The organism is Rhodococcus sp. BP-261, from assembly GCF_019835205.1.
GTDB lineage: Bacteria > Actinomycetota > Actinomycetes > Mycobacteriales > Mycobacteriaceae > Rhodococcoides > Rhodococcoides kyotonensis_B.
Map to the genome: position 1 here is coordinate 36003 of NZ_JABUCO010000009.1, position 25778 is coordinate 61780.

Annotated in this window: 20 protein-coding genes; 17 read left to right on the top strand and 3 right to left on the bottom strand. The window is 65.3% G+C overall.

What is annotated here, in order from left to right; genetic code table 11:
* Positions 1–47: 47 nt before the first annotated feature.
* The 12 genes from HQ354_RS12450 (at position 48) to secA (ending at position 16602) form a co-directional block, all read left to right on the top strand.
* Positions 48–1202 (top strand): tobH protein, encoded by a 1155-nt coding sequence (locus tag HQ354_RS12450; RefSeq protein WP_167675857.1) that lies wholly within the window; start codon positions 48–50, stop codon positions 1200–1202.
* Positions 1202–2425, top strand: a complete 1224-nt coding sequence (manA, locus tag HQ354_RS12455; protein ID WP_167675855.1) for a mannose-6-phosphate isomerase, class I — start codon at positions 1202–1204, stop codon at positions 2423–2425. The genes HQ354_RS12450 and manA overlap by 1 nt, the downstream gene beginning before the upstream one ends.
* A 59-nt stretch (positions 2426–2484) precedes the next feature.
* Complete coding sequence (locus tag HQ354_RS12460) at positions 2485–4008, top strand: amino acid permease (RefSeq protein WP_068421642.1); 1524 nt, start codon at positions 2485–2487, stop codon at positions 4006–4008.
* A 224-nt stretch (positions 4009–4232) separates the two neighbouring features.
* Complete coding sequence (locus HQ354_RS12465) at positions 4233–5348, top strand: alkane 1-monooxygenase (protein WP_167675880.1); 1116 nt, start codon at positions 4233–4235, stop codon at positions 5346–5348.
* A gap of 83 nt (positions 5349–5431) precedes the next feature.
* A complete protein-coding gene (gene ahcY / locus HQ354_RS12470; RefSeq protein ID WP_167675853.1) occupies positions 5432–6931 on the top strand; it encodes an adenosylhomocysteinase in 1500 nt (499 codons plus the stop codon).
* A gap of 13 nt (positions 6932–6944) precedes the next feature.
* Positions 6945–7610 (top strand): dTMP kinase, encoded by a 666-nt coding sequence (locus tag HQ354_RS12475; RefSeq protein WP_167675851.1) that lies wholly within the window; start codon positions 6945–6947, stop codon positions 7608–7610.
* Positions 7611–7614: 4 nt separating this feature from the next.
* A complete protein-coding gene (gene mtrA / locus HQ354_RS12480) occupies positions 7615–8292 on the top strand; it encodes an MtrAB system response regulator MtrA (RefSeq protein WP_068421513.1) in 678 nt (225 codons plus the stop codon).
* Entirely contained in the window at positions 8289–10052 is a 1764-nt protein-coding gene (mtrB, locus tag HQ354_RS12485) for an MtrAB system histidine kinase MtrB (protein WP_068421510.1), read from the top strand. Before mtrA ends, mtrB begins: the two co-directional genes overlap by 4 nt.
* Positions 10053–10075: 23 nt before the next feature.
* On the top strand, positions 10076–11824 hold the full coding sequence (gene lpqB / locus HQ354_RS12490) for an MtrAB system accessory lipoprotein LpqB (RefSeq protein WP_222634802.1): 1749 nt from the start codon (positions 10076–10078) through the stop codon (positions 11822–11824).
* Between the two features lie 38 nt (positions 11825–11862).
* Positions 11863–12543, top strand: coding sequence for a ComF family protein (locus tag HQ354_RS12495; protein WP_222634784.1), 681 nt, complete (start codon positions 11863–11865; stop codon positions 12541–12543).
* A gap of 225 nt (positions 12544–12768) precedes the next feature.
* Positions 12769–13437 (top strand): ribosome hibernation-promoting factor, HPF/YfiA family, encoded by a 669-nt coding sequence (hpf, locus tag HQ354_RS12500; RefSeq protein WP_068421504.1) that lies wholly within the window; start codon positions 12769–12771, stop codon positions 13435–13437.
* Between the two features lie 270 nt (positions 13438–13707).
* A complete protein-coding gene (gene secA / locus HQ354_RS12505; RefSeq protein ID WP_374107336.1) occupies positions 13708–16602 on the top strand; it encodes a preprotein translocase subunit SecA in 2895 nt (964 codons plus the stop codon).
* Between the two features lie 3 nt (positions 16603–16605).
* Here secA and HQ354_RS12510 read toward each other — a convergent pair whose 3' ends face one another.
* Positions 16606–17172: an Rv3235 family protein gene (locus tag HQ354_RS12510; RefSeq protein ID WP_068421498.1), complete on the bottom strand. Its 567-nt coding sequence runs from the start codon at positions 17170–17172 to the stop codon at positions 16606–16608.
* A 200-nt stretch (positions 17173–17372) separates the two neighbouring features.
* Between HQ354_RS12510 and HQ354_RS12515 the strand changes: the two genes are divergently transcribed.
* The 5 genes from HQ354_RS12515 to HQ354_RS12535 all read left to right on the top strand — a co-directional run bounded on the left by HQ354_RS12515 (position 17373) and on the right by HQ354_RS12535 (position 23410).
* Entirely contained in the window at positions 17373–18845 is a 1473-nt protein-coding gene (locus tag HQ354_RS12515) for a wax ester/triacylglycerol synthase family O-acyltransferase (RefSeq protein ID WP_068421495.1), read from the top strand.
* An 11-nt stretch (positions 18846–18856) separates the two neighbouring features.
* Positions 18857–19381: a hypothetical protein gene (locus HQ354_RS12520; RefSeq protein ID WP_374107337.1), complete on the top strand. Its 525-nt coding sequence runs from the start codon at positions 18857–18859 to the stop codon at positions 19379–19381.
* A 137-nt stretch (positions 19382–19518) separates the two neighbouring features.
* Positions 19519–20634 (top strand): ferredoxin reductase, encoded by a 1116-nt coding sequence (locus HQ354_RS12525; RefSeq protein WP_222634782.1) that lies wholly within the window; start codon positions 19519–19521, stop codon positions 20632–20634.
* A gap of 108 nt (positions 20635–20742) precedes the next feature.
* Positions 20743–22071, top strand: coding sequence for an acyl-CoA desaturase (locus tag HQ354_RS12530; RefSeq protein ID WP_222634781.1), 1329 nt, complete (start codon positions 20743–20745; stop codon positions 22069–22071).
* An 85-nt stretch (positions 22072–22156) separates the two neighbouring features.
* Positions 22157–23410: a fatty acid desaturase gene (locus tag HQ354_RS12535; protein WP_222634780.1), complete on the top strand. Its 1254-nt coding sequence runs from the start codon at positions 22157–22159 to the stop codon at positions 23408–23410.
* Between the two features lie 61 nt (positions 23411–23471).
* Here the strand turns inward: HQ354_RS12535 and rsgA are convergent, their stop codons facing one another.
* Entirely contained in the window at positions 23472–24509 is a 1038-nt protein-coding gene (gene rsgA / locus HQ354_RS12540) for a ribosome small subunit-dependent GTPase A (RefSeq protein WP_371828782.1), read from the bottom strand.
* A complete protein-coding gene (gene aroA / locus HQ354_RS12545; protein WP_222634779.1) occupies positions 24458–25777 on the bottom strand; it encodes a 3-phosphoshikimate 1-carboxyvinyltransferase in 1320 nt (439 codons plus the stop codon). Before aroA ends, rsgA begins: the two co-directional genes overlap by 52 nt.
* Between the last annotated feature and the right edge of the window lies 1 nt (position 25778).

The window sequence follows — 25778 nt, forward strand, 5'->3', positions numbered from 1 at the left end:
AGAGTGAACGAGCGAGTTCGACGAGGAGAGGACGGTGTCGACGGATCATGACTGCCGCGTCGCCCCTGTTCGATCTCGACGACTCCGACGCTCTGGTCGCCGCCGACGTCGACGGTGTTCTTCGTAGCGCAGCCCTGGCGGGAGCTCAGGCTCGGGCCACCTCGACCGCCGTCGTCGAATCGGTGTCCGATCGGCTGCGCGATCTGCGTCCCCGCAGCGTCGTGTTCGTCTGCGGCGACGGTAGAGCCGGACGGGCGGCATCCGTTCTCGTCGCCGCTCTCGGCTCGCGAATCGGAGTTCCGCTCGTGCACGCACCAGGGACACCGCCATGGGTGGGGCCCTTGGACGTCGTGCTCGTCAGCGGTGACGATGCGGGAGACCCGAGGCTCGCGGAGTCGACGGCGGCCGCGGTGCGACGCGGTGCCGAGACCGTGCTCGTGACGCCGGACGAAGGGCCGTTGCGGTCGGCGGCTGCAGGTCGAGCAGTGTTCGTTCCACCGAAAATCGCAGTGCGAGAACACAATACGATCATGCGTTATCTGGCTGCGGGTATCGCAGTCCTCGGCACTCTCGCCGACGGTGCCTACCGGCAGTTGCTGCCCGACCTCGACGTCGTGGCCGATCTCCTCGACGCAGAAGCGGCGCGGAATCACCCGACGCACGAGGTGTTCCACAACCCTGCGAAGTCCCTGGCGGCGCGAATTTCGGGGGCGCGGGTGGTACTGACCGGATCCAGTCCAGTGGCGGTCGAGATCGCCCGTCACGCCGGCGAGGTGTTGTTCCGAGCAGCGGGCGTCGTGAGCGCCACGGGAGAACTCGGCGACGTCGTGTTCGCCGCCGTCGCTGCCGGACGGTCTGCCGCCACCGACAGTGGCGCGTCGTACGACCCGTTGTTCCACGACGAGCAACTGGACGGGCCGCGACCCCAGCCACCGGTACGGGTGGTGGTGTGCTCCCCGCCGGACGCGGTCGCGCTGACGGAACGGCGGACCGCAGCAGTCCCGGACGCGCTCGTGTTGTCCGCGGACACCACGATGTTCGATCCGCGGACGTCCGGGTACTCCGAAGCCGGTCGGCGAGTGCCGGAGGACCGGACGCCCGACATCGAAGCCGTGAACCTGGGCGAACTGGGAGCTATGACGTTGTTGGCGACGCGGTTGGAAATGGCCGCCGCGTATCTACATGTGATGGGCGGTAGGTAGTGCATTTCCTGCACGGGGCAGTCAGGTCGTATGCGTGGGGGTCGCGGACGTCGCTCGCGGAGCTGCGCGGGCACACGGTGCCGTCGGAACATCCGGAAGCGGAGATCTGGCTCGGTGCCCATCCCGCCGATCCGGCACACGTCGGCGACGGTTCGTCGAAACAGTCGCTGCTGACGCGAATCGACGAGGACCCGGTACGCGAGCTGGGCGCCGATACCGCGGAGACGTACGAGGGACGGCTGCCGTTCCTGCTCAAGCTGCTCGCGGCGGACGAGCCCCTGTCGCTGCAGGCCCACCCGAGCGCCGCGCAAGCGAAGGAAGGCTTCGCGCGCGAGGAAGAACTGCGCGTCCCGATCGATTCGCCGGTCCGCAACTATCGCGACGCCAGCCACAAGCCCGAGCTGATCGTGGCGTTGACCGAATTCCATGCGCTCGCAGGCTTCCGGTGCCCACGGCAGACCGTGGAGTTCATGGATGCGCTCGGTGTCGAGGCGCTGTCCGTCTACCGTTCGCTGCTCGCCGACCAGCCCGATCAAGCCGGACTGCGCACCGTGTTCACGTCGTGGATCACCCTGCCCGGCCCCGCGCTCGATGCGTTGCTGCCCCTCGTGGCCGATGGTCTGGTCCAGTACCTGTCGACGCGCGCGCAGGAGGATGGGGGCAAGTTCGTCGCCGAGGCCAGGACGTTGCTCGAGCTCGGTGAGTCCTATCCGGGCGACGCGGGTGTTCTCGCGGCGATGCTGTTGAACCGTGTCACCCTGAACCCGGGGCAGGGTCTTTTCCTCGCTGCGGGCAACCTGCACGCGTACCTGTCGGGTACCGGTGTGGAGATCATGGCCAACTCCGACAACGTACTTCGAGGCGGTCTGACGCCCAAGCACGTCGACGTACCGGAATTGCTGCGCGTACTGGACTTCGAGCCGGCCGAGGTGACCGTGCTCGATCCGGCCCTCGATTCGGTCGAACTGCCCGTGCGCTACGACACTCCGGCCCCGGAGTTCGCTCTGTCCAGGTCGACGCTGGCCGACGGAAGCTCGGTGAAGCTGGACAGCGCAGGACCCCAGATAGTCTTGTGCACCGACGGTCGCGTCGCGCTCGACGACGGGAACACGGAGTTGATCCTCGAACGCGGCGCGTCGGTATGGGTACCGGCGGCGGATCCGGTGGTTGCGGTGCATGCCCGGTGGGGCGCGGCAGAAGTGTTCAGCGCCACAGTCGGCTAGCGTACGAGATGCACAACACATGAGTCTGCGCCAAGCAGAATTGTCGACAGGTGGAACACATGCATGAAGAGGGCGCCGGCAACTCGAAGCAGCCGGCACGCCGTTCCGGGATCTTCCGGACGAAGTCGGTCGAGCAGTCGATGCGCGACACCGACGAACCGGACACCAAGCTCCGGAAGGACCTCACGTCCTGGGACCTGACCGTGTTCGGTGTCGCGGTCGTCATCGGTGCGGGCATCTTCACCCTGACCGCGCGCACCGCGGGCAACGTCGCCGGTCCGTCGGTGTCTCTCGCGTTCGTGCTGGCCGCTGTCGCGTGCGGTCTTGCTGCCTTGTGCTACGCCGAGTTCGCGTCGACGGTTCCCGTGGCGGGCAGCGCGTACACGTTCTCCTACGCCACATTCGGCGAGTTCATCGCGTGGATCATCGGATGGGACCTCATCCTCGAGTTCGCGCTGGCGTCCTCGGTCGTCGCCAAGGGATGGTCGCTGTACCTCGGCGAGGTTCTCGGATCCGCGTCGCCGACGATCGAGATCGGGTCGCTGAACTTCGACTGGGGCGCACTGCTCATCGTGCTGATCATCACCGCGCTGCTGGCCACCGGTACCAAGCTCTCCTCGCGAGTGTCCTTCGTCATCACCGCCATCAAGGTCGCGGTCGTGCTTCTCGTGGTCGTCGTCGGTGCGTTCTACATCAAGACCGACAACTATTCGCCGTACATCCCGCCGTCCGAGCCCGGATCGACGGGTGAGGGTATTCACCAGTCTCTGTTCTCGTTCGTCACCGGGGCCGGTGGAAGCACGTTCGGCTGGTACGGCTTGCTCGCCGCCGCCAGCCTCGTCTTCTTCGCGTTCATCGGTTTCGACGTCGTCGCCACCACCGCAGAGGAGACGAAGCAGCCGCAGAAGGCCCTCCCACGAGGCATCCTCGGTTCGCTCGCGATCGTCACCGTTCTGTACGTCGCGGTCACCCTGGTCCTGACCGGCATGGTCAAGTACACCGAACTGGCGGGCGATTCCTCGACGCTGGCAACCGCATTCGAACTGAACGGCCTCACGTGGGCGAAGAACATCATCTCGTTCGGAGCGCTCGCCGGCCTGACGACCGTCGTCATGGTGCTCATGCTCGGACAGACGCGTGTGCTGTTCGCCATGTCGCGTGACGGTCTTGCTCCCCGTGGGCTCGCGCGGACCGGCCGACGCGGAACCCCCGTCCGTATCACCTTGCTGGTCGGGTTCGTCGTGGCCGTTCTCGCCGCGTTCTTCCCGATCGGCACGCTCGAAGAGATGGTCAACATCGGAACGCTCTTCGCATTCGTGCTCGTGTCCATCGGAGTGATCGTCCTGCGTCGAACCCGCCCGGATCTTCCGCGCGGATTCAAGGTTCCGTTGATGCCCGTCATTCCGATTCTCGCGGTCGTTGCATGCCTGTGGCTCATGATCAATCTGTCCGTCGAGACGTGGATCCGATTCCTCGTCTGGATGGCGATCGGCGTCGCGATCTACTTCCTGTACAGCAGGCGTAACGCCGAGAAGACGATCCGTGAGCGCGAGCAATCGATCGCTCAGGCGGCGCGCGAGTAGGTCGAGAACCGGATGACGGGACGGATCGTCGCGCTTCCAGCCGGTCGTACGGTTGTTATAAGCTTCCCGAACCAACCTTGAGTCGGATAACGAGGGGGTTCGCGTTGGGTGGGGTCGGCCAGGTGGGTGCATCCGTGGATGCACCCACCAGCAGCGTTTCAGTCGAACACGAGGTGCCGAGTGCATCGCTCCGTCGGCGCCGAGGCGTGAAACGGTACCTGTGGATGCTCGGCCTACTCGCTCCCGCGTCGGCGCTTCTTCCGTCACAGCTCGTGATGTGGACGGGCATGCCGATCTTCTGGTGGAGCGGCGTGATGATCTTCTTCGTCGTCATTCCGATCATCGATGCCCTCGCAGGCGAGGACGGTCACAATCCGTCCGACGACGACATCGAGTCGATGGAACAGGACCGGTACTACCGCTGGTGCACCTACCTGTTCCTGCCGGTTCAGTTCGTCACGCTGCTCGTCGCCTGCTGGATGTGGGCGTTCGGCGGGCTGACCGTCGTCGACAAGGTCGGCCTGGCCGTCACCGTCGGTCTCGTCGCGGGCACCGGCATCAATGCAGCCCACGAGCTGGGCCACCGCATCGAGCAGCACGAGCGATGGCTGGCGAAGGTCGCGCTGACGCAGACGTTCTACGGACACTTCTTCGTCGAGCACAACCGGGGCCACCACGTGCGTGTCGCCACCCCCGAGGATCCGGCGACGGCGCGCTTCGGCGAGGACGTCTACACGTTTCTACCGCGCAGCGTGATCGGCGGCCTACGGTCGGGATGGTCGCTCGAGAAGCAACGGCTCGCCCGTCTCGGCCTGCGCACCTGGAGTATCCGCAACAATCTGGTTCATTCGTGGCTGATGTCCCTGGCCCTGTTCGCCGTCCTGGCGCTGGTGTTCGGCCCGGGGATTCTGCCGTACCTGGCGGTGCAGGCCGTCGTCGGATTTCTGCTGTTGGAAGTCATCAACTACGTCGAGCACTACGGACTGCTGCGTGAGAAGAACGCCCGAGGACGCTATGTACGGACGTCCGCGCGCCACAGCTGGAACAGCGATCGACTGTGCACCAACATCTTTCTGTATCACCTGCAGCGACACAGCGACCACCACGCCAACCCCGCCAAGCGGTATCAGACGCTGCGTGCCTGTGACGAAGCGCCGCAGCTGCCTGCCGGGTATGCCACGATGGTGCTGCTCGCGCTCGCGCCGCCGCTGTGGCGTCGCGTGATGGACCCTCGGGTGCTGGCGCACTACGACGGCGACGTCACGCGCACGAACATCCTGCCTCGCCGACGCGAGAAGATCCTGGCGAAGCACGACATCGGGACGAATCGGGCAGCATAGACCGGCGGGCAGGTGGGACGACGCGCACCGAACCCGACCGGATAGCCTTGCCGATGGAACTTCACGCAACCAGGAGAGGCAAGATGACGACCTCAGTAACGCCGAACGAGGGTTCGGCAACAGGATCGGCACTCACCGCGGACGTCCTCGGTGGCATCGACTTCAAGGTCGCGGACCTGTCGCTCGCCGAATACGGCCGCAAGGAAATTCGCCTCGCCGAGCACGAGATGCCCGGTTTGATGGCGTTGCGTCGCGAATACGCCGACGTGCAGCCGTTGAAGGGCGCACGTATTTCGGGCTCGCTGCACATGACCATCCAGACTGCCGTGCTGATCGAGACGCTCGTCTCGCTCGGTGCCGAGGTGCGCTGGGCGTCGTGCAACATCTTCTCGACCCAGGATCACGCGGCGGCCGCCATCGTCGTCGGCCCGAACGGAACACCCGAATCTCCCTCCGGAGTCCCGGTTTTCGCCTGGAAGGGCGAGACGCTCGAAGAGTACTGGTGGGCAGCCGAGCAGATGCTGACCTGGCCCGACGCGCCTGCGAACATGATTCTCGACGACGGCGGCGACGCCACGATGCTGGTGCTGCGCGGTGCCCAGTTCGAGAAGGCAGGCGTCGTTCCTCCGATCGACGAGGACCACGACTCCGACGAGTACAAGGTCTTCCTCCGTCTGCTCGGCCGTTCGCTCGAGGCCTCGACGTCCAAGTGGACCGAGATCGCCGAGTCGGTCAAGGGCGTGACCGAGGAGACCACCACCGGTGTGCTCCGCCTGTACCAGTTCGCGGCGGCCGGTGAGCTCGCGTTCCCGGCGATCAACGTCAACGACTCGGTCACCAAGAGCAAGTTCGACAACAAGTACGGCACCCGCCACTCTCTGATCGACGGCATCAACCGCGGCACCGACGTGCTCATCGGTGGCAAGAAGGTTCTCATCGCGGGATACGGCGACGTGGGCAAGGGCTGCGCCGAGTCGCTCGCAGGCCAGGGAGCCCGCGTCCAGGTCACCGAAGTCGACCCGATCAACGCTCTCCAGGCGTTGATGGACGGCTTCGACGTCGTCACCGTCGAGCAGGGGATCGGCCAGGCGGACATCGTCATCACGTCCACCGGCAACAAGGACATCATCACCCTCGAGCACATGAAGGGGATGAAGGACCAGGCGATCCTGGGCAACATCGGCCACTTCGACAACGAGATCGACATGGCAGGCCTCGAACGCTCGGGTGCGACGCGCCTCAACATCAAGCCTCAGGTCGATCAATGGATCTTCGACAGCGGCAAGTCGATCATCGTGCTGTCCGAGGGCCGTCTGCTCAATCTCGGCAACGCGACCGGCCACCCCTCGTTCGTGATGAGCAACAGCTTCTCGAACCAGGTCATCGCGCAGATCGAGCTGTGGACCAAGCCCGACGAGTACGACAACGAGGTCTACCGGCTGCCCAAGCACCTCGACGAGAAGGTCGCGCGCATCCACGTCGAGGCTCTCGGTGGCACCCTCACCAAGCTGACCAAGGAGCAGGCGGAGTACATCGGCGTCGACGTCGAGGGTCCGTACAAGCCCGAGCACTACCGCTACTGACGTCGCTCGGCACATGGGAAAACTGATCGTCATCGAGGGAGTCGACGGCGCGGGCAAGAACACGCTCGCCCGTCGGCTCGTCTCGGCGTGGGAGCGCGACGACCTCGACGTGATCCGCATCGGGTTTCCGCGCTACGACTACTCCATCCACGCGGACCTGGCTGCGGAAGCGTTGCGGGGTCGGCACGGCGATACCGCACAGAGCGTGCATGCGATGGCCCTGCTGTTCGCTCTCGACCGGAAGTATGCAGCGAAGGATCTGCGAAAAGCGTTGTCACGCAACGATATCGTGCTGCTCGATCGGTACGTCGCGTCCAATGCCGCATACACGGCCGCGAGGTTGTCGGAGAGCGCCGACGGTGACGCGGTCGAGTGGATTCGTGCGCTCGAATTCGATCGCTTCGGCTTGCCGGTTCCCGACGTGCAGATTCTGCTCGACGTCCCCGTCGAGTTGGCGGCCGAACGTGCGGCGTCACGCGAGAGCGAGGACATCTCGCGCACGCGCGATGCCTACGAACGAGACGGATCTCTGCAGAGCCGGACGTCGGCGGTGTACGGCGGGCTCGCCGCATCGAACTGGGCGTCCCGGTGGGAGGTCGTCGGGCCCGACGTCGATCCGGATCGACTCGCCGCCGACGTGTTCAATGAGCCACCTGACAGCGGGAAAGTGACAACATAGGACCATGAAGCCTCGGATTCTTGTAGTCGACGACGATTCGGCTCTCGCCGAAATGCTGACCATCGTCCTTCGCGGCGAGGGTTTCGAACCGTTCGTGGTCGGTGACGGCACGCAAGCGCTGTCCGCAGTCCGGGAGAACCGGCCCGATCTGGTTCTGCTCGATCTGATGCTTCCCGGGATGAACGGGATCGACGTGTGCCGCGTGCTGCGCGCCGACTCGGGTGTACCGATCGTGATGCTGACGGCGAAGACCGACACCGTCGACGTCGTCCTCGGACTCGAATCGGGTGCCGACGACTACATCATGAAGCCGTTCAAGCCGAAGGAGCTCGTCGCTCGCGTTCGCGCACGCCTGCGTCGTACCGAGGACGAGCCTGCCGAGCTGCTGTCCATCGCGGACATCGTCATCGACGTCCCCGCGCACAAGGTGAGCCGTGGTGAAGAACTGGTGTCGCTGACACCGCTCGAGTTCGACCTCCTGGTGGCACTTGCGCGCAAGCCGCGCCAGGTGTTCACTCGCGAAGTGTTGCTCGAACAGGTGTGGGGTTACCGTCACGCAGCCGATACCCGGCTGGTCAACGTGCACGTTCAGCGTCTGCGCGCCAAGGTCGAGAAGGATCCGGAGAACCCCGAGGTTGTGCTGACCGTGAGAGGGGTCGGCTACAAGGCCGGACCGCCGTGATCTGGTTCTCTCACTCGCGGCGACGAATCAACGGAACGTTCTCGCCGCTCCTGCGTTGGTTTCGCTCGGTGAGCACCTCGCTCGGTCACGTCTGGCGCAGATCGCTGCAGCTACGTGTGGTCGTGTCGACACTGACGCTGTCCCTGGTCGTCATCACCATCCTCGGAATGGTGCTGACCAGCCAGATCACCGATCGTCTGCTGGAAGCCAAGATCACTGCGGCCACCGAGGAGCTCGATCGGAGCCGCATGACCGTCGAAGGATCGTTGGCGGGCGCCGACGACTCGACGGGTCTCGATCTGCGCCTCGAACGTGCGCGCGCTCAGCTGACGAGTAGAGACATCGATGCAGGTCAGGCGTCGGGATCGGCGGGAACGTTCGACCCGGTCCTCGTCGTCGAAGGCGACAGCGTGCGCGCCGACGCGTCCGTCGGACCCGCGGATCAGATTCCGCAGAGCCTGCGCAACTTCGTCACGAGCGGCCAGATCAGCTATCAGTTCGCGACGGTCACCGACCCCGAGCAGGGTGGATATTCCGGCCCGGCGCTCATCCTCGGGACTCCCACGGCGTCCGACATCTCCACACTGGAGCTCTACCTCGTGTTTCCACTCGGCAGCGAGGAACGCACGTTGTCGCTCGTGCGTGGCACGCTGCTGATCGGCGCCGTCGTTCTGTTGGTTCTGCTCGCCGCGATCGCGATGCTCGTCGCGCGGCAGGTGGTCATTCCCATTCGGTCGGCGTCGCGCATCGCAGTGCGCTTCGCGGACGGCAGGCTGAAGGAACGAATGCCGGTGCGCGGCGAGGACGACATGGCGCGGCTCGCGATGTCGTTCAACGAGATGGCGGAGAGTCTGTCCAAGCAGATCACCCAACTCGAAGAGTTCGGTAATCTGCAGCGCCGCTTCACATCCGACGTCAGTCACGAGCTGCGCACACCGCTGACGACGGTGCGCATGGCCGCCGACCTCATCCACGACGGCAGCGCCGACATGGATCCGGCGCTGAGGAGGTCGTCGGAACTTCTCGTCAACGAACTCGATCGGTTCGAGACACTGCTCGGCGACTTGCTCGAGATCAGCCGTCACGACGCCGGTGTCGCCGAGCTCGCCGCCGAACAACTCGACCTCAGGATGTGTGCGAGGGCCGCGGTGTCGACCGTTCGCCATCTGGCGAAGGAGAGCGGAACCGAGTTGATCGTCGACATGCCGGACGAGGCCGTCATCGCCGAGGTCGACCCGAGGCGTGTGGAGCGCATTTTGCGCAATCTGCTGGCGAACGCAGTGGACCACGGCGAGGGAAAGCCGGTTCTGTTGCGGCTGCGAGCCAATTCGGACGCTGCCGCATTCGTCGTTCGTGATCAGGGCATCGGGCTCAGGCCGGGCGAGGAGAAGCTGGTCTTCAACCGGTTCTGGCGTTCGGACCCGTCGCGCGTGCGTCGTTCGGGAGGCACCGGTCTCGGTCTCGCCATCAGTGTCGAGGACGCCCGGTTGCACGATGGCAAGCTGGAGGCATGGGGCGCGCTCGGCGAAGGAGCATGCTTCCGGCTGACCTTGCCGCTCGTCCGAGGACACAAGGTCATCGGGAGCCCGCTCCCGCTCAAACCGAGCACGAAGCCGTACAGCCAGGGACAGCCGCTGCCGCAGGAACAGATCACCCGCGCAGTGGCAGTCCCCAAGGTGGACAGTGCGACGAAAGCGTTGACCGTGCCCCGCGCGTCGGACTCCTCGCCCGATGCGCACGGCAACGAAGGAGATGCGTGAATCGTCGTGGAATAGCACCGGTCATGGTGCTGTGCAGCGTCCTTGCCCTCGTCGTCGGATGCGCGAGTCTTCCCGAATCGTCCACTCCGCAGGCGATCGGGTCGCTCAGCGCGGCCGGTGCCGAGACGACGACGCCACCGCCTCCTGCCGCAGGCCGGGAACCGGACCGTCTCGTACGTGACTTCATCGCTGCGAGTGCAAGTTCCGGGAACCGACATCAGGCGGCGCGCCAATTCCTGACCTCGAATGCGTCGAACGGTTGGGACGACGGCGCGAAAACCGTTGTCGCGGACAAGATCGACCTCCTCTACGGTCCTCGTACCGACGACGAAGCCGAGTACACGCTTCGGTCGAACACGGTCGGTCTGTTGGCTCCAGGCGGTGATTATCAAGCCGGCGCGGGGACGGTCGACTCGACGATCAAGATGGTCAAGGTCGACGGCGAGTGGCGCATCGACGAGCTGCCACCCGGTGTGCTCATCGACAGGTCCCAGTTCTTCAGTGCGTACCAACGGAAGTCGCTTTACTTCGTCGATCCGCTCGGCTCGGAGCTGGTTCCCGACGTGCGATGGCTGACCGGGTCGTCCGATCAGACGGCCAATCAGCTCGTGCAGCTGTTGATCGACGGGCCCAAGTCGACGCTGGAGCCTGCCGTGTCCAACGAGCTGGCCGACGAGGTCGGCGTGCGCGGCCCGATCACCAAGGCCGACGGTCGAACCGGCCAGGTCGGCGTCGGATCCGGCGGTGTGCGTATCGATTTCGGCGGTCTTCAGGCGATGGACGCGAAGAATCGCGAACTGCTTGCCGCACAGGTCATCTGGACTCTCGCCTCGGCCGAGATCTCCGGTCCGTACGTGCTGCTGGCGGACGGTCAGCCGCTCGACAATTCCAAGCCCGACGGGTGGACGACCCTCGACGTCGCCGATTTCGATCCGCTCGGTGCGCCCGAGGACGAGGTCGGACTGCACGCCGTCGTCGGTGGGCGACTGGTGTCGGTGGAAGACACCGGAACGACGCCCGTGCCAGGCTATTTCGGATCGGTGGTGAATCTGCGGACGGTCGCCTTGTCCACCGACGGGACGTTGGTCGCGGGTGTCGCCGACACCGGGCGCCCGGCGCCGGAGCCTTCGTCGGCCTTGATGATCGGTGGGTACGACAGTGGCGCGTTCCCCGTGGCGGAGGGGCAGTCGATCACACGACCGACGTGGGGTGCCGACAACAACGCCGTGTGGGCTGTCATCGACGGGACGAATGTCATTCGCGCAGCTCGTGATCCGGCCACCGGGCAGGTATCTGTCGTTCCGGTGGACGCGGGAGCGGTCACCGCGCTCGGCTCCCGCATCACGGATCTGAGACTGTCGCGTGACGGCGTCCGCGCCGCGATGATCGTCGACGGGTTGGTGTACGTCGCGACCGTCGTCCGGCAGGAGAACGGTCTGTACTCCCTGACGTCACCGCGCGCCGTGGCCAACGGTCTCGGCAGCGACGCACTCGCTCTCGACTGGAGCACCGGCGACGCGATCGTCATCGTGCGCATCGCGACGGACGTCCCCGTCGTGCAGGTGACGACCGACGGATCCAGACTCGACGCCCTGCCGAGCCGCAACCTCACGGCACCGGTGCTGTCGGTCGACGCGTCGCCGTCGAACGAGTTCGTCGCGGACTCTCGTGCGGTGTTCGAGCTGGACAACAACGACCCGGCGGGAGATCGGTACTGGCGTGAAGTCTCCGGTCTCGCCGGCGTGAAGGCGACGCCGATCCTTCCTGGCTGACCCGATCCTGTCGGACCCGGCGGTCATACTCCGCGGCCATGCGATCTCTTCTGGATCTGGTGTTGCCGAACGAGTGCGGAGGCTGTGACGTCGCTGGTGAGGCGTGGTGCGCTCGGTGTGAAGGCGCGGTGACGCGTCCGCCTGTCTCGGTACGGCCGCGTGTCGACGTCGGAGTGCCGTGCTGGGCGCTCGGCCCGTATGCGGGCCCGTTTCGCGGTGCCGTGCTGGCGTTGAAGGAACGCAATCGGCACGACCTCGCACAGCCACTGGGGCGGGCGACGGCACGCGCGGTGTCCCATCTGCGGATGCTGGGTGAGTTGGACCCGCCCGAGTTCGCGGCGCTTGCACTCGTGCCCGCCCCGTCGCGGTCGCGGGCCGCGCGAATGCGCGGCGGCGATCACGTCGAGCGGTTCGCACGAGTTGCCGCGACGATGCTGGAACCCGAGCCGGTGTCGGTTCCGCGTTCGTTGCGGATGGGCAGGGGGGTGCGCGATTCGGTGGGGCTCGGTGCTGCCGAGAGGCAGGCCAACGTCGCGGGCCGAATCTTGATGGTGCCTCCAGCGTCGACGCGCCGGACGTTCGAGGCCGCGTCGCGTGACGTCACGGTCCTCGTCGTCGATGATGTCCTGACAACTGGTTCGACGGCCGCCGAATCGGTCTGTGTCCTACACGATTTCGGTGTCCGAGTCGACGGTGTGCTGGTGGTGGCCGCGGTGTGACGCGGCGCGAACGCACGGTTTCGCGACACGCACCGCTACCCAAATTCGGTGAACAGTGGCACACGAGCGGATGACCGACTAGCGTCGTGGACACGCCCTTCGAAGGCGGATGCGACTTCTCTCGTGTGGAGGTGATGCGGCAGAAAATGGTGCCGGTTGGTTCCCCAGTCGGCATGAGCACTTGCCGCGTCGCACCGGCGGCGCGACCGATATCGGGAGGTACGCGTGACGACCCCTTCACAAGCTTCTGTGTTCTTCGACGAGGAGCCTTCGGACGAGTCCAGCACCAACAATGCCGACGTCGTGGTCAAAGGCCGCAACGTCGAGATCCCGGATCACTTCCGGGTCTACGTCTCCGAGAAACTCGCCCGGCTCGAACGCTTCGACCCCTCTATCTACCTGTTCGACGTCGAACTCCAGCACGAACGTAACCGCCGCCAACGTAAGGCCTGTCAGCGCGTGGAAATCACCGCGAAGGGCAAGGGGCCGGTAGTCCGTGCAGAAGCCTGTGCCGACAGTTTCTATGCCGCACTGGAATCGGTGACGTCCAAACTCGAAAGTCGCCTGCGCCGGACCAAGGACCGTCGCAAAGTTCACTACGGTGAGAAGACTCCGGTCTCGGTTGCCGAGGCCACCGCAGAACTCGCCGAGGACGACTCACTGGCGATCGATCCGAACATTCCCCTCGATTCGTTCGAGGACGAGCCGAGCGGTCCCGGTCAGATCGTCAGGACCAAGGTGCACTCCGCCGCCCCCATGTCCGTCGACGACGCTCTCTACGAAATGGAATTGGTGGGTCACGACTTCTTCCTGTTCCACGACAGTGCCACCGACCGACCGTCGGTCGTGTACCGCAGGCATGCGTTCGATTACGGATTGATCAGGCTGACCTGAGGTTCGTAACCACTGCCTACAACGGGTCCGACCTGGGAGAAATCCCAGGTCGGACCCGTTTCGTCCCGGTGGGTCTTCTACGCTCACCGCGGCAGCGCCTACCATGGACGCGTCGGGTCGCGGTCGACTCGCGCTGTCGGCGTGAGTACGGTCGTGCTCCCGACGCCTGTGACGCCCTGACAACCGATATCCGTTAACCGAGGATCGAGGACGAGAAAGCCCGTGCCTTCGCTGTCGTTTTCCAAGCTGCTCCGTGTTGGTGAAGGTCGCATGGTCAAGCGACTCAAGAACATCGCTGATCACGTGTCCACCCTGTCCCCGGACGTCGAGGGCTTGTCCGACGACGAACTGCGCGCCAAGACCGACGAGTTCAAGAAGCGGTACGCGGGCGGCGAGTCGCTCGACGAGCTGCTCCCCGAGGCCTTCGCCGTCGCGCGTGAGGCGTCGTGGCGCGTGCTGTCGCAGCGGCACTTCGACGTACAGGTCATGGGCGGTGCAGCGCTGCACTTCGGCAACGTCGCGGAAATGAAGACCGGTGAGGGAAAGACACTCACCTGTGTCCTGCCGGCCTACCTCAACGGACTCGCCGGTGACGGCGTACACGTCGTCACGGTCAACGACTACCTCGCCAAGCGTGACTCCGAGTGGATGGGACGCGTCCACCGGTTCCTCGGCCTGCAGACCGACGTGATTCTGTCCGGAATGACCCCGGCCGAGCGTCGCACCGCCTACGCCGCGGACATCACGTACGGAACGAACAACGAGTTCGGCTTCGACTACCTGCGCGACAACATGACGCACTCGCTCGACGACCTGGTGCAGCGCGGTCACAACTTCGCCATCGTCGACGAGGTCGACTCGATCCTCATCGACGAGGCGCGCACGCCGCTCATCATCTCGGGCCCGGCCGACGCGTCGTCGAAGTGGTACAGCGAGTTCGCGCGTATAGCGCCGCTGCTGAAGAAGGACGTCCACTACGAGGTGGACATCAAGAAGCGCACGGTCGGTGTGCACGAGTCGGGCGTGGAGCTCGTCGAGGACCAGCTCGGCATCGACAACCTCTACGAGGCCGCCAATTCTCCGCTCGTCAGCTACCTGAACAACGCCATCAAGGCGAAGGAGCTGTACACGAAGGACAAGGACTACATCGTCCGCGACGGCGAGGTCATCATCGTCGACGAGTTCACCGGTCGTATTCTCGTCGGTCGCCGCTACAACGAGGGCATGCACCAGGCCATCGAGGCCAAGGAGAAGGTGGAGATCAAGGCCGAGAACCAGACTCTCGCCACGATCACACTGCAGAACTACTTCCGTCTGTACGACAAGCTCTCGGGAATGACCGGTACGGCACAGACCGAAGCCGCCGAGCTGCACCAGACCTACGGACTGGGCGTCATCCCGATTCCGACCAACCGGCCCATGGTTCGTGTCGACAACGGTGACCTCATCTACAAAACCGAGGAAGCGAAGTTCGACGCGGTCGTGTCCGACGTCGTCGAGCGTCACGAGAAGGGCCAGCCGGTCCTGATCGGTACGACGAGCGTCGAGCGTTCGGAGTATCTGTCGAAGCAGTTCACCAAGCGCGGCGTCGTGCACAGCGTTCTGAACGCGAAGTTCCACGAGCAGGAAGCGACCATCGTCGCCGAGGCCGGTCGTCTCGGGGCAGTGACCGTGGCCACCAACATGGCAGGCCGCGGTACGGACGTCGTGCTCGGTGGAAACCCCGACATCATCACCGACATCCAACTGCGTAAGCAGGGCCTCGACCCGGTGGAGAACCCGGAGGAGTACCAGGCCGCGTGGGATGCCGCGCTGGAGAACGTGAAGACGCAGGTCAAGGAAGACGCCGAAACCGTTCGCGAGGCAGGCGGCCTCTACGTGCTCGGCACCGAGCGGCACGACTCGCGCCGCATCGACAATCAGCTCCGCGGTCGTTCCGGTCGTCAGGGAGACCCGGGCGAGTCCCGGTTCTACCTGTCGCTCGGCGACGAGTTGATGCGACGGTTCAACGGCGCTGCGCTCGAGTCGATCATGACGCGACTCAACCTGCCCGACGACGTCCCGATCGAGGCCAAGATGGTCTCCAAGGCCATCAAGAGCGCGCAGACCCAGGTCGAGCAGCAGAACTTCGAGATCCGCAAGAACGTCCTCAAGTACGACGAGGTCATGAACCAGCAGCGCACCGTCATCTACGACGAGCGCCGCCGCATCCTCGAAGGTGCGGACATGGAGGGCCAGGTCGAAGGCATGATCACCGACGTGATCACGGCCTACGTAAATGGCGCCACCGCCGAGGGGTACGTCGAGGACTGGGATCTCGAACAGCTGTGGACGGCGTTGAAGACGCTGTACCCGGTCGGCGTCGACCACAAGGAACTGACGCACGAGAACGAATTCGGCGAGAAGAGCGACCTGACTCGCGAGGAGCTGCTCGACGCGTTGCTCACCGACGCCCGCGCTGCGTACACCAAGCGTGAGGCCGAGATCGAGGAGATCGCGGGCGAGAACGGGATGCGCGAGCTCGAGCGCCGCGTCCTGCTGTCGGTCCTGGACCGTAAGTGGCGCGAGCACCTCTACGAGATGGATTACCTCAAGGAGGGCATCGGACTCCGCGCGATGGCTCAGCGCGATCCGCTCGTCGAGTACCAGCGCGAGGGATACGACATGTTCCAGGGCATGTTGGAGGGACTGAAGGAGGAGTCGGTCGGCTTCCTGTTCAACCTGCAGGTGGAAGCCACTCCTGCCCCGGCGGGACCGGCCGCGAGCGCTGGGCTCGCAGTGGCGCCCGGCCTGGCGTCGCCGATCGGGTCCGGCGCGCAGCAACAGCCCACCGCCCAGCAGCCTGCCGTCACCACCCGTAAGGCGGAGGCGCCGAAGCCGTTGCCGACGCAGGAGCGGGCTGCGCAGCCTGCGGGCGCGCCCGCGCCGACCGCGCTACGTGCGAAGGGGCTGGAGGATCGGCCCTCGGGAGGGTTGACCTACACCGGTCCGGACGAGGGCGGCGGCACAGAGGTGCGTCGGTCGAGCGCGACGGACGGTAACGGGAGTGCTGCACGCGGCGGCAAGGCCGACGAGACGGCGCAAGGTACGCGTCGTGAGCGCCGTGAGGCTGCGCGCGCGCAGGCCAAGACGTCCAAGCCTGCTCGGTCGAAGAAGAAACGCTGACACCTAGCAGACCCGCAACGACGTCACCGTCGGTGTGTCTCCTCGCGGCCCGGATCGAACGTCGATCCGGGCCGCGAGCGCGAATACGCGAGGCCCACGCGCGTACGTCGCGAAGATCTCCACGGAGTTCTCGGACGCCGGACGGGAATGAACGGTCCGGAGCGATGCGATACCGAGACCGTGCCCGGGAGGCCCGTTCCTGACGATCGTTCTTATCGATTCGATGACGGCCGGCGCGAACAGACTGCGCAACTGGTCGGCGGTTCTGCGTCGATCGAGTACCTCCAACAGCAGTCGCAATGCATGATCGACACCTCGGCGGATGTCGTCGGGGACGTCGCGAGCGGGGTTGGGGGCTACCGTCGTGGGTGCGGCCGCGGGATGTGCTCCGAGGCTGCGGGGGAACGGGTGACGTCGCTTCACGGCCGAGCTCGACCGAATGGTGTTGCGCCGCAATTCGACTCGACACGGCGCGGCCGGCGTTGCCGTGCTGCGCTCGACGGCGGGCGGTTCGTACGGCTGCGCCGGGCGCACCAATCTGCTCTGTCGCCTGGCTTCGGTCGCCTCCATACGCCACGTCCTTCGCTCCTACGGTCTTGCCCGTCGAAGATGTATGACGAAACCGATACACGCTCGGTTCCCCACGCCTCACGCGTCGCGCGCATGAATGGCTGTAGCGTTCTGCTTCATCTAAGTTCGAGGGGACGGATCGCAGGCTCGGATCGAGTCGCGTGACGGAGCGAGCAGGAACGGGGAGACCGGGGTACGCGATGGCGACAAGGCTGACCACGCAGGATGCGTCGTTCTATTTTCTCGAAGCGAGCAGTACCCCGATGCATCTCGGATCGCTGGCGGTGTTCCGAACGCCGCGTTCGGGGTTCAGTTACGAGAGCTTGCTGTCGCTCGTCGAGCAGCGGTTGATTCTGGTGCCGCGCTACCGACAGAAGGTGCGCGAAGTGGCATTCGGACTCGCGCGCCCGGTGTGGGTGGACGATCCGGATTTCGACATCACCTATCACATCCGCCGCTCTGCACTGCCCAAACCGGGATCCGACGAACAGCTTCACGACCTGGTCGCACGGCTGACGTCGCGCCCGTTGGATCGGACACGGCCGCTGTGGGAGATGTATCTGGTCGAAGGGTTGTCGAAGAATCGGTTCGCCATCTTCACGAAGTCGCATTCGGCTCTCGTCGACGGCGAGAAGGCGCTCGAGATCGGGCAGGTCATTCTCGACGCGAGCAAGAGTCCGCCCCCGATGGCCGAGGAGCTGTGGATGCCCGCGAGCGAGCCGAAGGAATCGGCGCTCGTGTTGGACGCGATCACCGAGATGATCGTGCGGCCCAGCGAAGGCATCGAGATGATCAAGGGTGTCGCGCGAGGGTTCGCAGGCGTCGCGAGCGAGGCTGTCCAGGCGACGGGCAAGGTCCTGTCGGCCGTGCGTACCGCGGCGCAGGTCGCACCGTCGAGTCCACTGAACGCGCCCATCTCGCGCAACCGTCGCTTCGCCGTCGCCAAGACGGAACTGTCGGACTACCGCAAGATCCACACGAGGTTCGACTGCTCCATCAACGACGTGGTGCTCGCCGTCGTGACCGGCGCATTGCGTAACTGGCTGCTCTCGCGCGGGGAACCGGTCACCGCGTCGTCGACGGTGCGTGCCATGGTCCCGATGTCGGTGTACGTGTCGGCTGCGCGGGCAGCGTACGACGAGTACACCGACGGACCGACCGGTGAACACGAGTCGGACGCCGTGCTGTCCGCTGTGGAATCGCAGCGCAGCGAGGTGTCGTCGTTCCTGGTGGATCTGCCGGTGGGGGAGCCCAACGCCGTCGTCCGGCTGTCGCACATCGCGCATGCGACGGAAGCTCACGAGAAGCAGTCGCCCGGCGTCACGGCTCACACCCTGATGCGCATTTCCGGCTTCGCTCCGGCCAGTCTGCACGCGATGGGTGCACGCGCGGGCAGCAGGTTGTCGCAGCGCTTGTTCAACCTGATCATCACCAATGCGCCGGGACCGCAGTTCCCGCTGTACGTCGGCGGCGCGCGGATGCTCGAAATGTTCCCGGTGTCACCGCTGTTCGAGAATCAGGCGCTGAGCATCGGGCTGACGTCCTACGACGGCAACGTCTTCTACGGGCTGAACGCCGACCGCGGGGCGATGCCCGACGTCGACGTCGTGACGGCTCTGATTCTGGAGTCGCTCGAAGAGTTGATCGATGCAAGCAACGAGTCGAGAGTGTGAGGAAAGAACGCGTGAGGGTGTATGTACCGGCGACGGTCTCGATGTTGAGGACGCTGGTTGCCGACGAGGAGTTGCATCCGGTGAGCCGAACGGCGTTCGCGGTGACTCCGACACTGCGCGAGGCGTATTCGTCGGGTGACGACGAGGAACTGGCCGAAGTCGCCATGAACGAGGCGGCACGGGCGTCGCTGCGCTTGATCGCCGCGTCGCGCGACGACGAGGCCGAGGACGGCGTCGTCGACGGGGGTGTCGTTCACCGTCGAGCCGTCATCGCTGCCGACGTGGACGATCCAACGCTGCGCCCCGATCTGGACGACGCCGTCGTGCGTTTGAAAGAGCCGCTGAGGCTGAATCAGGTCGCGTCGGTGCACATGGATCTCGAGGCCGCAGAACCCGCCGTCGAGAAGGCAGTCGGGGTGATCGACGCGGCCGACATGGGTGATCCCGACGCGGAGTTCGTGCTCGGAGACGCCGAGGACCACAGCCTGGCGTGGTACGCGACCCAGGAGTTGCCGTTTCTGCTCGAACTGCTGTGACTTCGAACTGTTGTGACCTCGCACGGCTGTGACACAGTCGTCTACCTCCAGGTAACCTACGGTAGCGTAACCTGTACGACGGCAGGGCGGCGTGCGCGGTCTGCCGCATCGTCGCGATCGAGGAGATGAACCCCCGGATGAACCTCAAGAAGTGGCTGGAAGCTCCGGCTGCGGACGTGTCCGCACCGAAGCGGCCGAAACTGAACATGCTGCGTGGCGCGTTCACCAGGATCACCACCCCGTTGCTTCCCGACGACTACCTGCACTTGGCGAACCCGCTGTGGTCGGCCCGCGAGTTGCGCGGACGCGTCGTCGAGGTCAAGCAGGAAACCGCGACCGCGGTGACGCTCGTGATCCAGCCCGGATGGGGCTTCAACTTCGACTATCAGCCGGGACAGTACATCGGCATCGGCCTGCATCTCGACGGACGGTGGCACTGGCGTTCGTACTCGCTGACGTCGCCTCCCAACTGGCAAGAGAAACTGATCTCGATCACGGTCAAGGCGATGCCCGAGGGCTTCCTGTCGAGCCATCTCGTCGGCGGGGTACCGCAGGGGACGATCGTCCGATTGGCCGCTCCCAAAGGCAATTTCGCGCTCCCGACGCCGCCGCCCGAGAAGATCCTGTTCCTGACGGCAGGCAGCGGGATCACGCCGATCATGTCGATGCTGCGGTCGATGGACCGGCACGGCGACATGCCGGACACCGTCCACATTCATTCCGCGCCGACCGAGGACGAGGTCATGTTCGCGGACGAGCTCGCGAGCATCGCCGACGGGCACCCACAGTTCGTTTCGCACGTGCAGTTGACCCGGTCGGACGGCAAGTTCGCCCTGGCGTCCCTCGACGAGTTGTACCCGGATTGGCGTTCGCGCGAGACGTGGGCGTGCGGCCCGTCGGCGCTGCTCGAGGAGATCGAGCGCGTCTGGAAGCAGGAAGGGATCGAGGACAAGCTGCACCTGGAGCGGTTCGAGATCGCCCGCGCCGACACCTCGGGCAAAGGTGGAACCGTCACGTTCTCGAAGTCCGATCGTTCGGCCGAGGTCGACGGGGCCACCACCCTGCTGGAGGCAGGCGAGAAGCTGGGCGTCCAGATGCCGTTCGGCTGCCGCATGGGCATCTGCCAGACCTGCGTGGTTCCGCTGATCGAGGGACACGTCATCGATCTACGGTCCGGCAAGGAACACGGTGAAGGCGATCGGATCCAGACGTGCATCTCGGCCGCGGCGGGGGACTGCACGCTCGAGCTCTAGCGTGTGACTTCACACACCGACTTCTCAGCATCGTCGGTTAGGCTTGCGGTCGGCGCTTGTCGCGAAATCTGTACTTCGGGCACCGCCCATGACTTTCGGAGGACCACGATGGCCATCACGGACATCAAGGAATTCGCCCACCTGACCGAGGAAGATCTCGAAGCCTTCGGTCGCGAACTCGACGCGGTACGCCGTGACATCGAGGACAGCCGGGGCGAGAGGGACGCGTCGTACATTCGGCGGACGATCAAACTGCAGCGCTGCCTCGAGGTCGGCGGGCGAATCGTGTTGTTGGGCAGCAAGTATCGGCCGGCGTGGCTCGTCGGAACGGCGATGCTCAGCGTCGCGAAGATCGTCGAGAACATGGAACTCGGCCACAACGTGATGCACGGGCAGTGGGACTGGATGAACGACCCGGAAATTCATTCGGTGTCGTGGGAGTGGGATCAGACCGGTCCGTCCGAACAGTGGAAGCGCGCGCACAACTACTCGCACCACACGTACACCAACATCGTCGGAATGGACGACGACATCGGCTTCGGCATCCTGCGCATGACGCGCGACGAAGCCTGGCGGCCGATCAACCTTCTGCAGCCGTTCGCCAACATCGTGCTGGCAGCCACCTTCGAGTGGGGCATCGCCATCCACGATTGCAGCCAGCAGAAGGAGATGGACGGCGAGATGGACCTGCCGTACTGGCAGTCGCCGTCGAACCGAGCGTTCTGGGCGAAAATCATTCGTCAGGTCGGCAAGGATTTCGTGCTGTTTCCCGCTCTGTCGGGGCCCGCCTGGAAGAGCACGTTGACGGCTAACACCACCGCCAACCTCGTCCGCAACCTGTGGGCGTACGCGGTCATCTTCTGCGGTCACTTTCCCGACGGCGCCGAGAAGTTCACGATGGGTCAGTTCGAGTCCGAGACACGCGCCGAGTTCTATCTGCGTCAGATGCTCGGCAGCGCCAACTTCGACGCGGGCAAGGTCATGGCGTTCATGAGCGGCAACCTCTGCTACCAGATCGAGCACCACATGTTCCCGGACCTGCCGAGCAATCGCTACGCGGAGATCGCCGAGAAGGTGCACGCGCTGTGCGAGAAGTACGACCTTCCGTACACGACGGGGTCGCTGGGCAAGCAGTACCTGCTCGCGTTGCGCACCATCCACAAGTTGTCGTTGCCGGACTCCTGGCTGCGGGCGACGTCGGACAATGCGCCCGAGACGAGTTCGGAACGGCGCTTCCGCACCGGTGATACTCCGGTCGTCCACGCGCTGACGATCGATCCGCTGACAGGGAAGCGGCGTGGCCTGCGATCGGCGATCGCCGAGGCGCGTGTGCAGTTGCGACACGCGAAGAAGGAAGCGAAGCGACAGGCACGTGCGTTGCGCCGTGCGTCCAAGGGCGGTCGACCGGTGAGCTCACTCACACCTACGGACTCGTAACCTACGGAGGCGTAAGTTACGGTACGGTAGTCGAAAGAAGCGTGCACGACGTGCACACCGACGACTGCCAGGAGGGCCGTAACCCGTGGCGATTTCGGATATCAAGGAATACGCCCATCTGACCGATGCCGACGTCGAAGCTCTCGGCGTCGAGCTCGACGCGATCCGGCGTGACATCGAGGCATCGCGCGGCGAGAAGGATGCGCGGTACATCCGCAACACCATTCGTCTGCAGCGGACGCTCGAAATCGGCGGTCGCGCTGTGCTTTTCGCCAGCCGTAAGCGTCCCGCCTGGTTGCTGGGCACGGGCATGCTCGGGGTCGCGAAGATCATCGAGAACATGGAACTCGGCCACAACGTGATGCACGGGCAGTGGGACTGGATGAACGATCCGGAGATCCACTCGACCTCGTGGGAGTGGGACAACACCGGTCCGTCCGCGCACTGGAAGCAGACGCACAACTACATCCACCACAAGTACACGAACGTTCTCGGCATGGACGACGACGTGGGCTACGGTCTGCTGCGCGTCACCCGGGACCAGCGGTGGAAGCCGTTCAACCTGGGCAACCCGGTCTACAACCTGCTGCTGCAGCTGTTCTTCGAGTACGGCGTCGCCGCTCAGCACCTCGAGCTCGGCAAGGTCGCCAAGGGGCGCGTTCCTCGTGAAGAGTTCGAGCAGAAGCGTGCCGAGGTGCTGGCGAAGATCGGCCGCCAGATCGCCAAGGATTACGTCATCTACCCGGCAGTCACAGGTCCGGCCTGGAAGAGCACGCTGACGGCCAACATCGTCGCGAACATGATTCGCAACGTGTGGACCAATACCGTCATCTTCTGCGGGCATTTCCCCGACGGCGCCGAGAAGTTCACCAAGAAGGACATGGAGAACGAAACGCAGGGGCAGTGGTACCTGCGTCAGATGCTCGGCAGCGCCAACTTCGAAGCAGGGCCCGTCATGGAGTTCATGAGCGGGAACCTCTGCTACCAGATCGAGCACCACTTGTTCCCCGACCTGCCGAGCAACCGCCTGCGCGAGATCAAGTTCCGTGTTCTCGAACTGGCCGAGAAGTACGACTTGCCGTACACCACAGGATCTCTCGGTAAGCAGTACCTGCTGTCGTGGCGCACCATCGCGAAGCTCTCGCTGCCGAACAAGTACCTCAAGGCGACGGCCGACGACGCACCGGAAACCGCGTCGGAGAAGAAGTTCGCGGGCGCGACCGGCGGTCTGCTCACCGTCGACCCCGAGACCGGCAAGCGTCGCGGACTGCGTACCGCGATCCAGGAATCGAAGAAGAACAAGGGGATTCGCGGTCTGATCGCGAAGCTCTCGAAGTAGGCGCCTTCGGCGCACGTGCGTGCGAATGTACAGCCCGCTGTACATTCGCGCGCACGTGCGTCTACCAGGCGTCGTTGGTCCGGACGGCTTCCAGCAGCGATCGGACGGCGCGGACGCGTCGGGCAGCGTCGCCGGTCAACGTGTCGAGCGCGCACTCGGGATCCGCGGGCGGGCCGAGGTGAGTGCATCCGCGTGGGCAGTCGTCGATGGTCTCCGCGAGGTCGGAGAACGCCGCCACGACGTCCTCCGGCGCGATGTGAGCAAGGCCGAAGGACCGGATACCGGGCGTGTCGATGACCCAGCCGCCACCGGGTAGTGGCAACGCGACCGACTGCGTCGACGTGTGACGGCCCTTGCCGACGCCGGACACGACACCGGTGGCGCGATGCGCGTCGGGCACGAGCCTGTTGACCATCGTCGATTTGCCGACGCCGGAGTGCCCGATCAACGCCGTGACCGTGCCGGCGAGAACGCCGGTCAGTTCGCCGAGGTCTTCGCTCTGGCCGGCCAGTACCACCGGGACGTCGAGATCGGCGAACGCCGCCGCGAACTCGGTCGGATCGGCCAGATCGCTCTTGGTCAGGCAGAGGATCGGATTCAGTCCGCCGACGTAGGCGGCCACGAGCGCCCGTTCGACGAACCCCGTGCGCGGGGGCGGATCGGCCAGCGCCGAGACGATGAGCAGCTGTTCGGCGTTCGCGACGACCACGCGCTCGTACGGGTCGGTGTCGTCGGCGGTGCGGCGCAACACCGTTCGCCGTTCGGACACCCGCACGATGCGTGCCAAGGTGTCGACCTTGCCGGACAGATCTCCGACGATGTCGACGTCGTCGCCGACGACAATAGGAGTGCGGCCCAGTTCACGCGCCCGCATCGTCACGACGGGCCTGTCCGGATCGCCGCCGAGTACGCATCCCCATCGGCCACGGTCGACCGAGACCACCATCGCCGATTCCGCGTCGGCGTGCTCGGGTCGCGTCTTCGTCCTGGGCCGTGAACTCTTGCCAGGACGAATCCGCACATCCGACTCGTCGTACCGACGGCGACTCAGGACGACGACCCAACGCGTCCGGGCGTGCCCGCGAGCATCTCGTCCCACAGGAGTGCGAAGCCGGGGAGCGTCTTCGACGTCGTGTCGATGTCGTCCACCTCGACACCGTCGACCACGAGGCCGAGAATGGCTCCGGCCGTTGCCATTCGGTGATCGGCATAGGCGCGCCACACTCCCTGGTGCAGCGGCGCGGGCGTGATCTCCAGGCCGTCGTCGGTCTCGACTGCAGTGCCGCCGAGACGATTGATTTCCATCACCAGGGCGGCGAGACGATCGGTCTCGTGGCCGCGCAGGTGCGCGATTCCGCGCAGCGTGGAGCGGCCGTCCGCGAGTGCGGCCAGCGCTGCGACGGTCGGGGTCAATTCGCCGACGTCGTGCAGATCGACGTCGATCCCGCGCAACGTCCGTGGCCCACGAACCACCAGGGTGCCGTCGTCCAGTGTGACCTCGGCGCCCATCGACGTGAGAATGTCGCGGATCGCATCACCCGGCTGGGTCGTCGACGACGGCCAATGCGGCACGCGCACTTCGCCTCCCGTCACGGCGGCTGCGGCGAGGAACGGGGTGGCGTTCGACAGATCGGGTTCGACAACCCAGTCGACCGCTCGAATCGGTCCCGGATGCACTCGCCAGGTGTCGGCGTCGCGGCTGTCGGCGGGAGTGTCCACCCGGACACCCGCGCGCTGCAGCATCTCGACGGTCATGTCGATGTGCGGCATCGACGGGACCGGCTTGCCGACGTGACGGATGGTGACGCCGTCCTCGAACGCCGCGGCGGACAGCATCAGGCCGGAGACGAACTGCGAGGAGCCTGACGCGTCGATCTCGACGGGACCGCCTACGAGGCGTCCAGAGCCCGTCACGGTGAAGGGGAGCGCGTTCCCGTCCACCCGGGCGCCCAGTGTCCGCAAAGCGCCCAGGATCGTGTCCAGGGGCCGGGAACGGGCCTGCTCGTCACCATCGAACGCGACGGCGCCCGTGGCGAGTGCGGCGAGCGGCGGAACGAAGCGCATGACCGTACCTGCGAGGCCGCAGTCGATGGTCGCGGCGTGCAGGGGAGCGGGCGTGACCGTCAGCGATGTCGGGTCGTCGGCATCGATGTCGATGCCGACCCCGAGGTCGCGCAGCGCGGTGATCATCAGGTCGGTGTCGCGGCTGCGCAGCGTGCCCGCCACCGACGAGGAACCCTCGGCCAGAGCCGAGATGATCAATGCACGGTTGGTGATGGACTTGGATCCGGGCAGGGTGACGGTCGCGTGGACTGGGGTGGTCGCGGTCGGCGCTGTCCAATTGCTCACCTGCCCATCTTTGCGCATG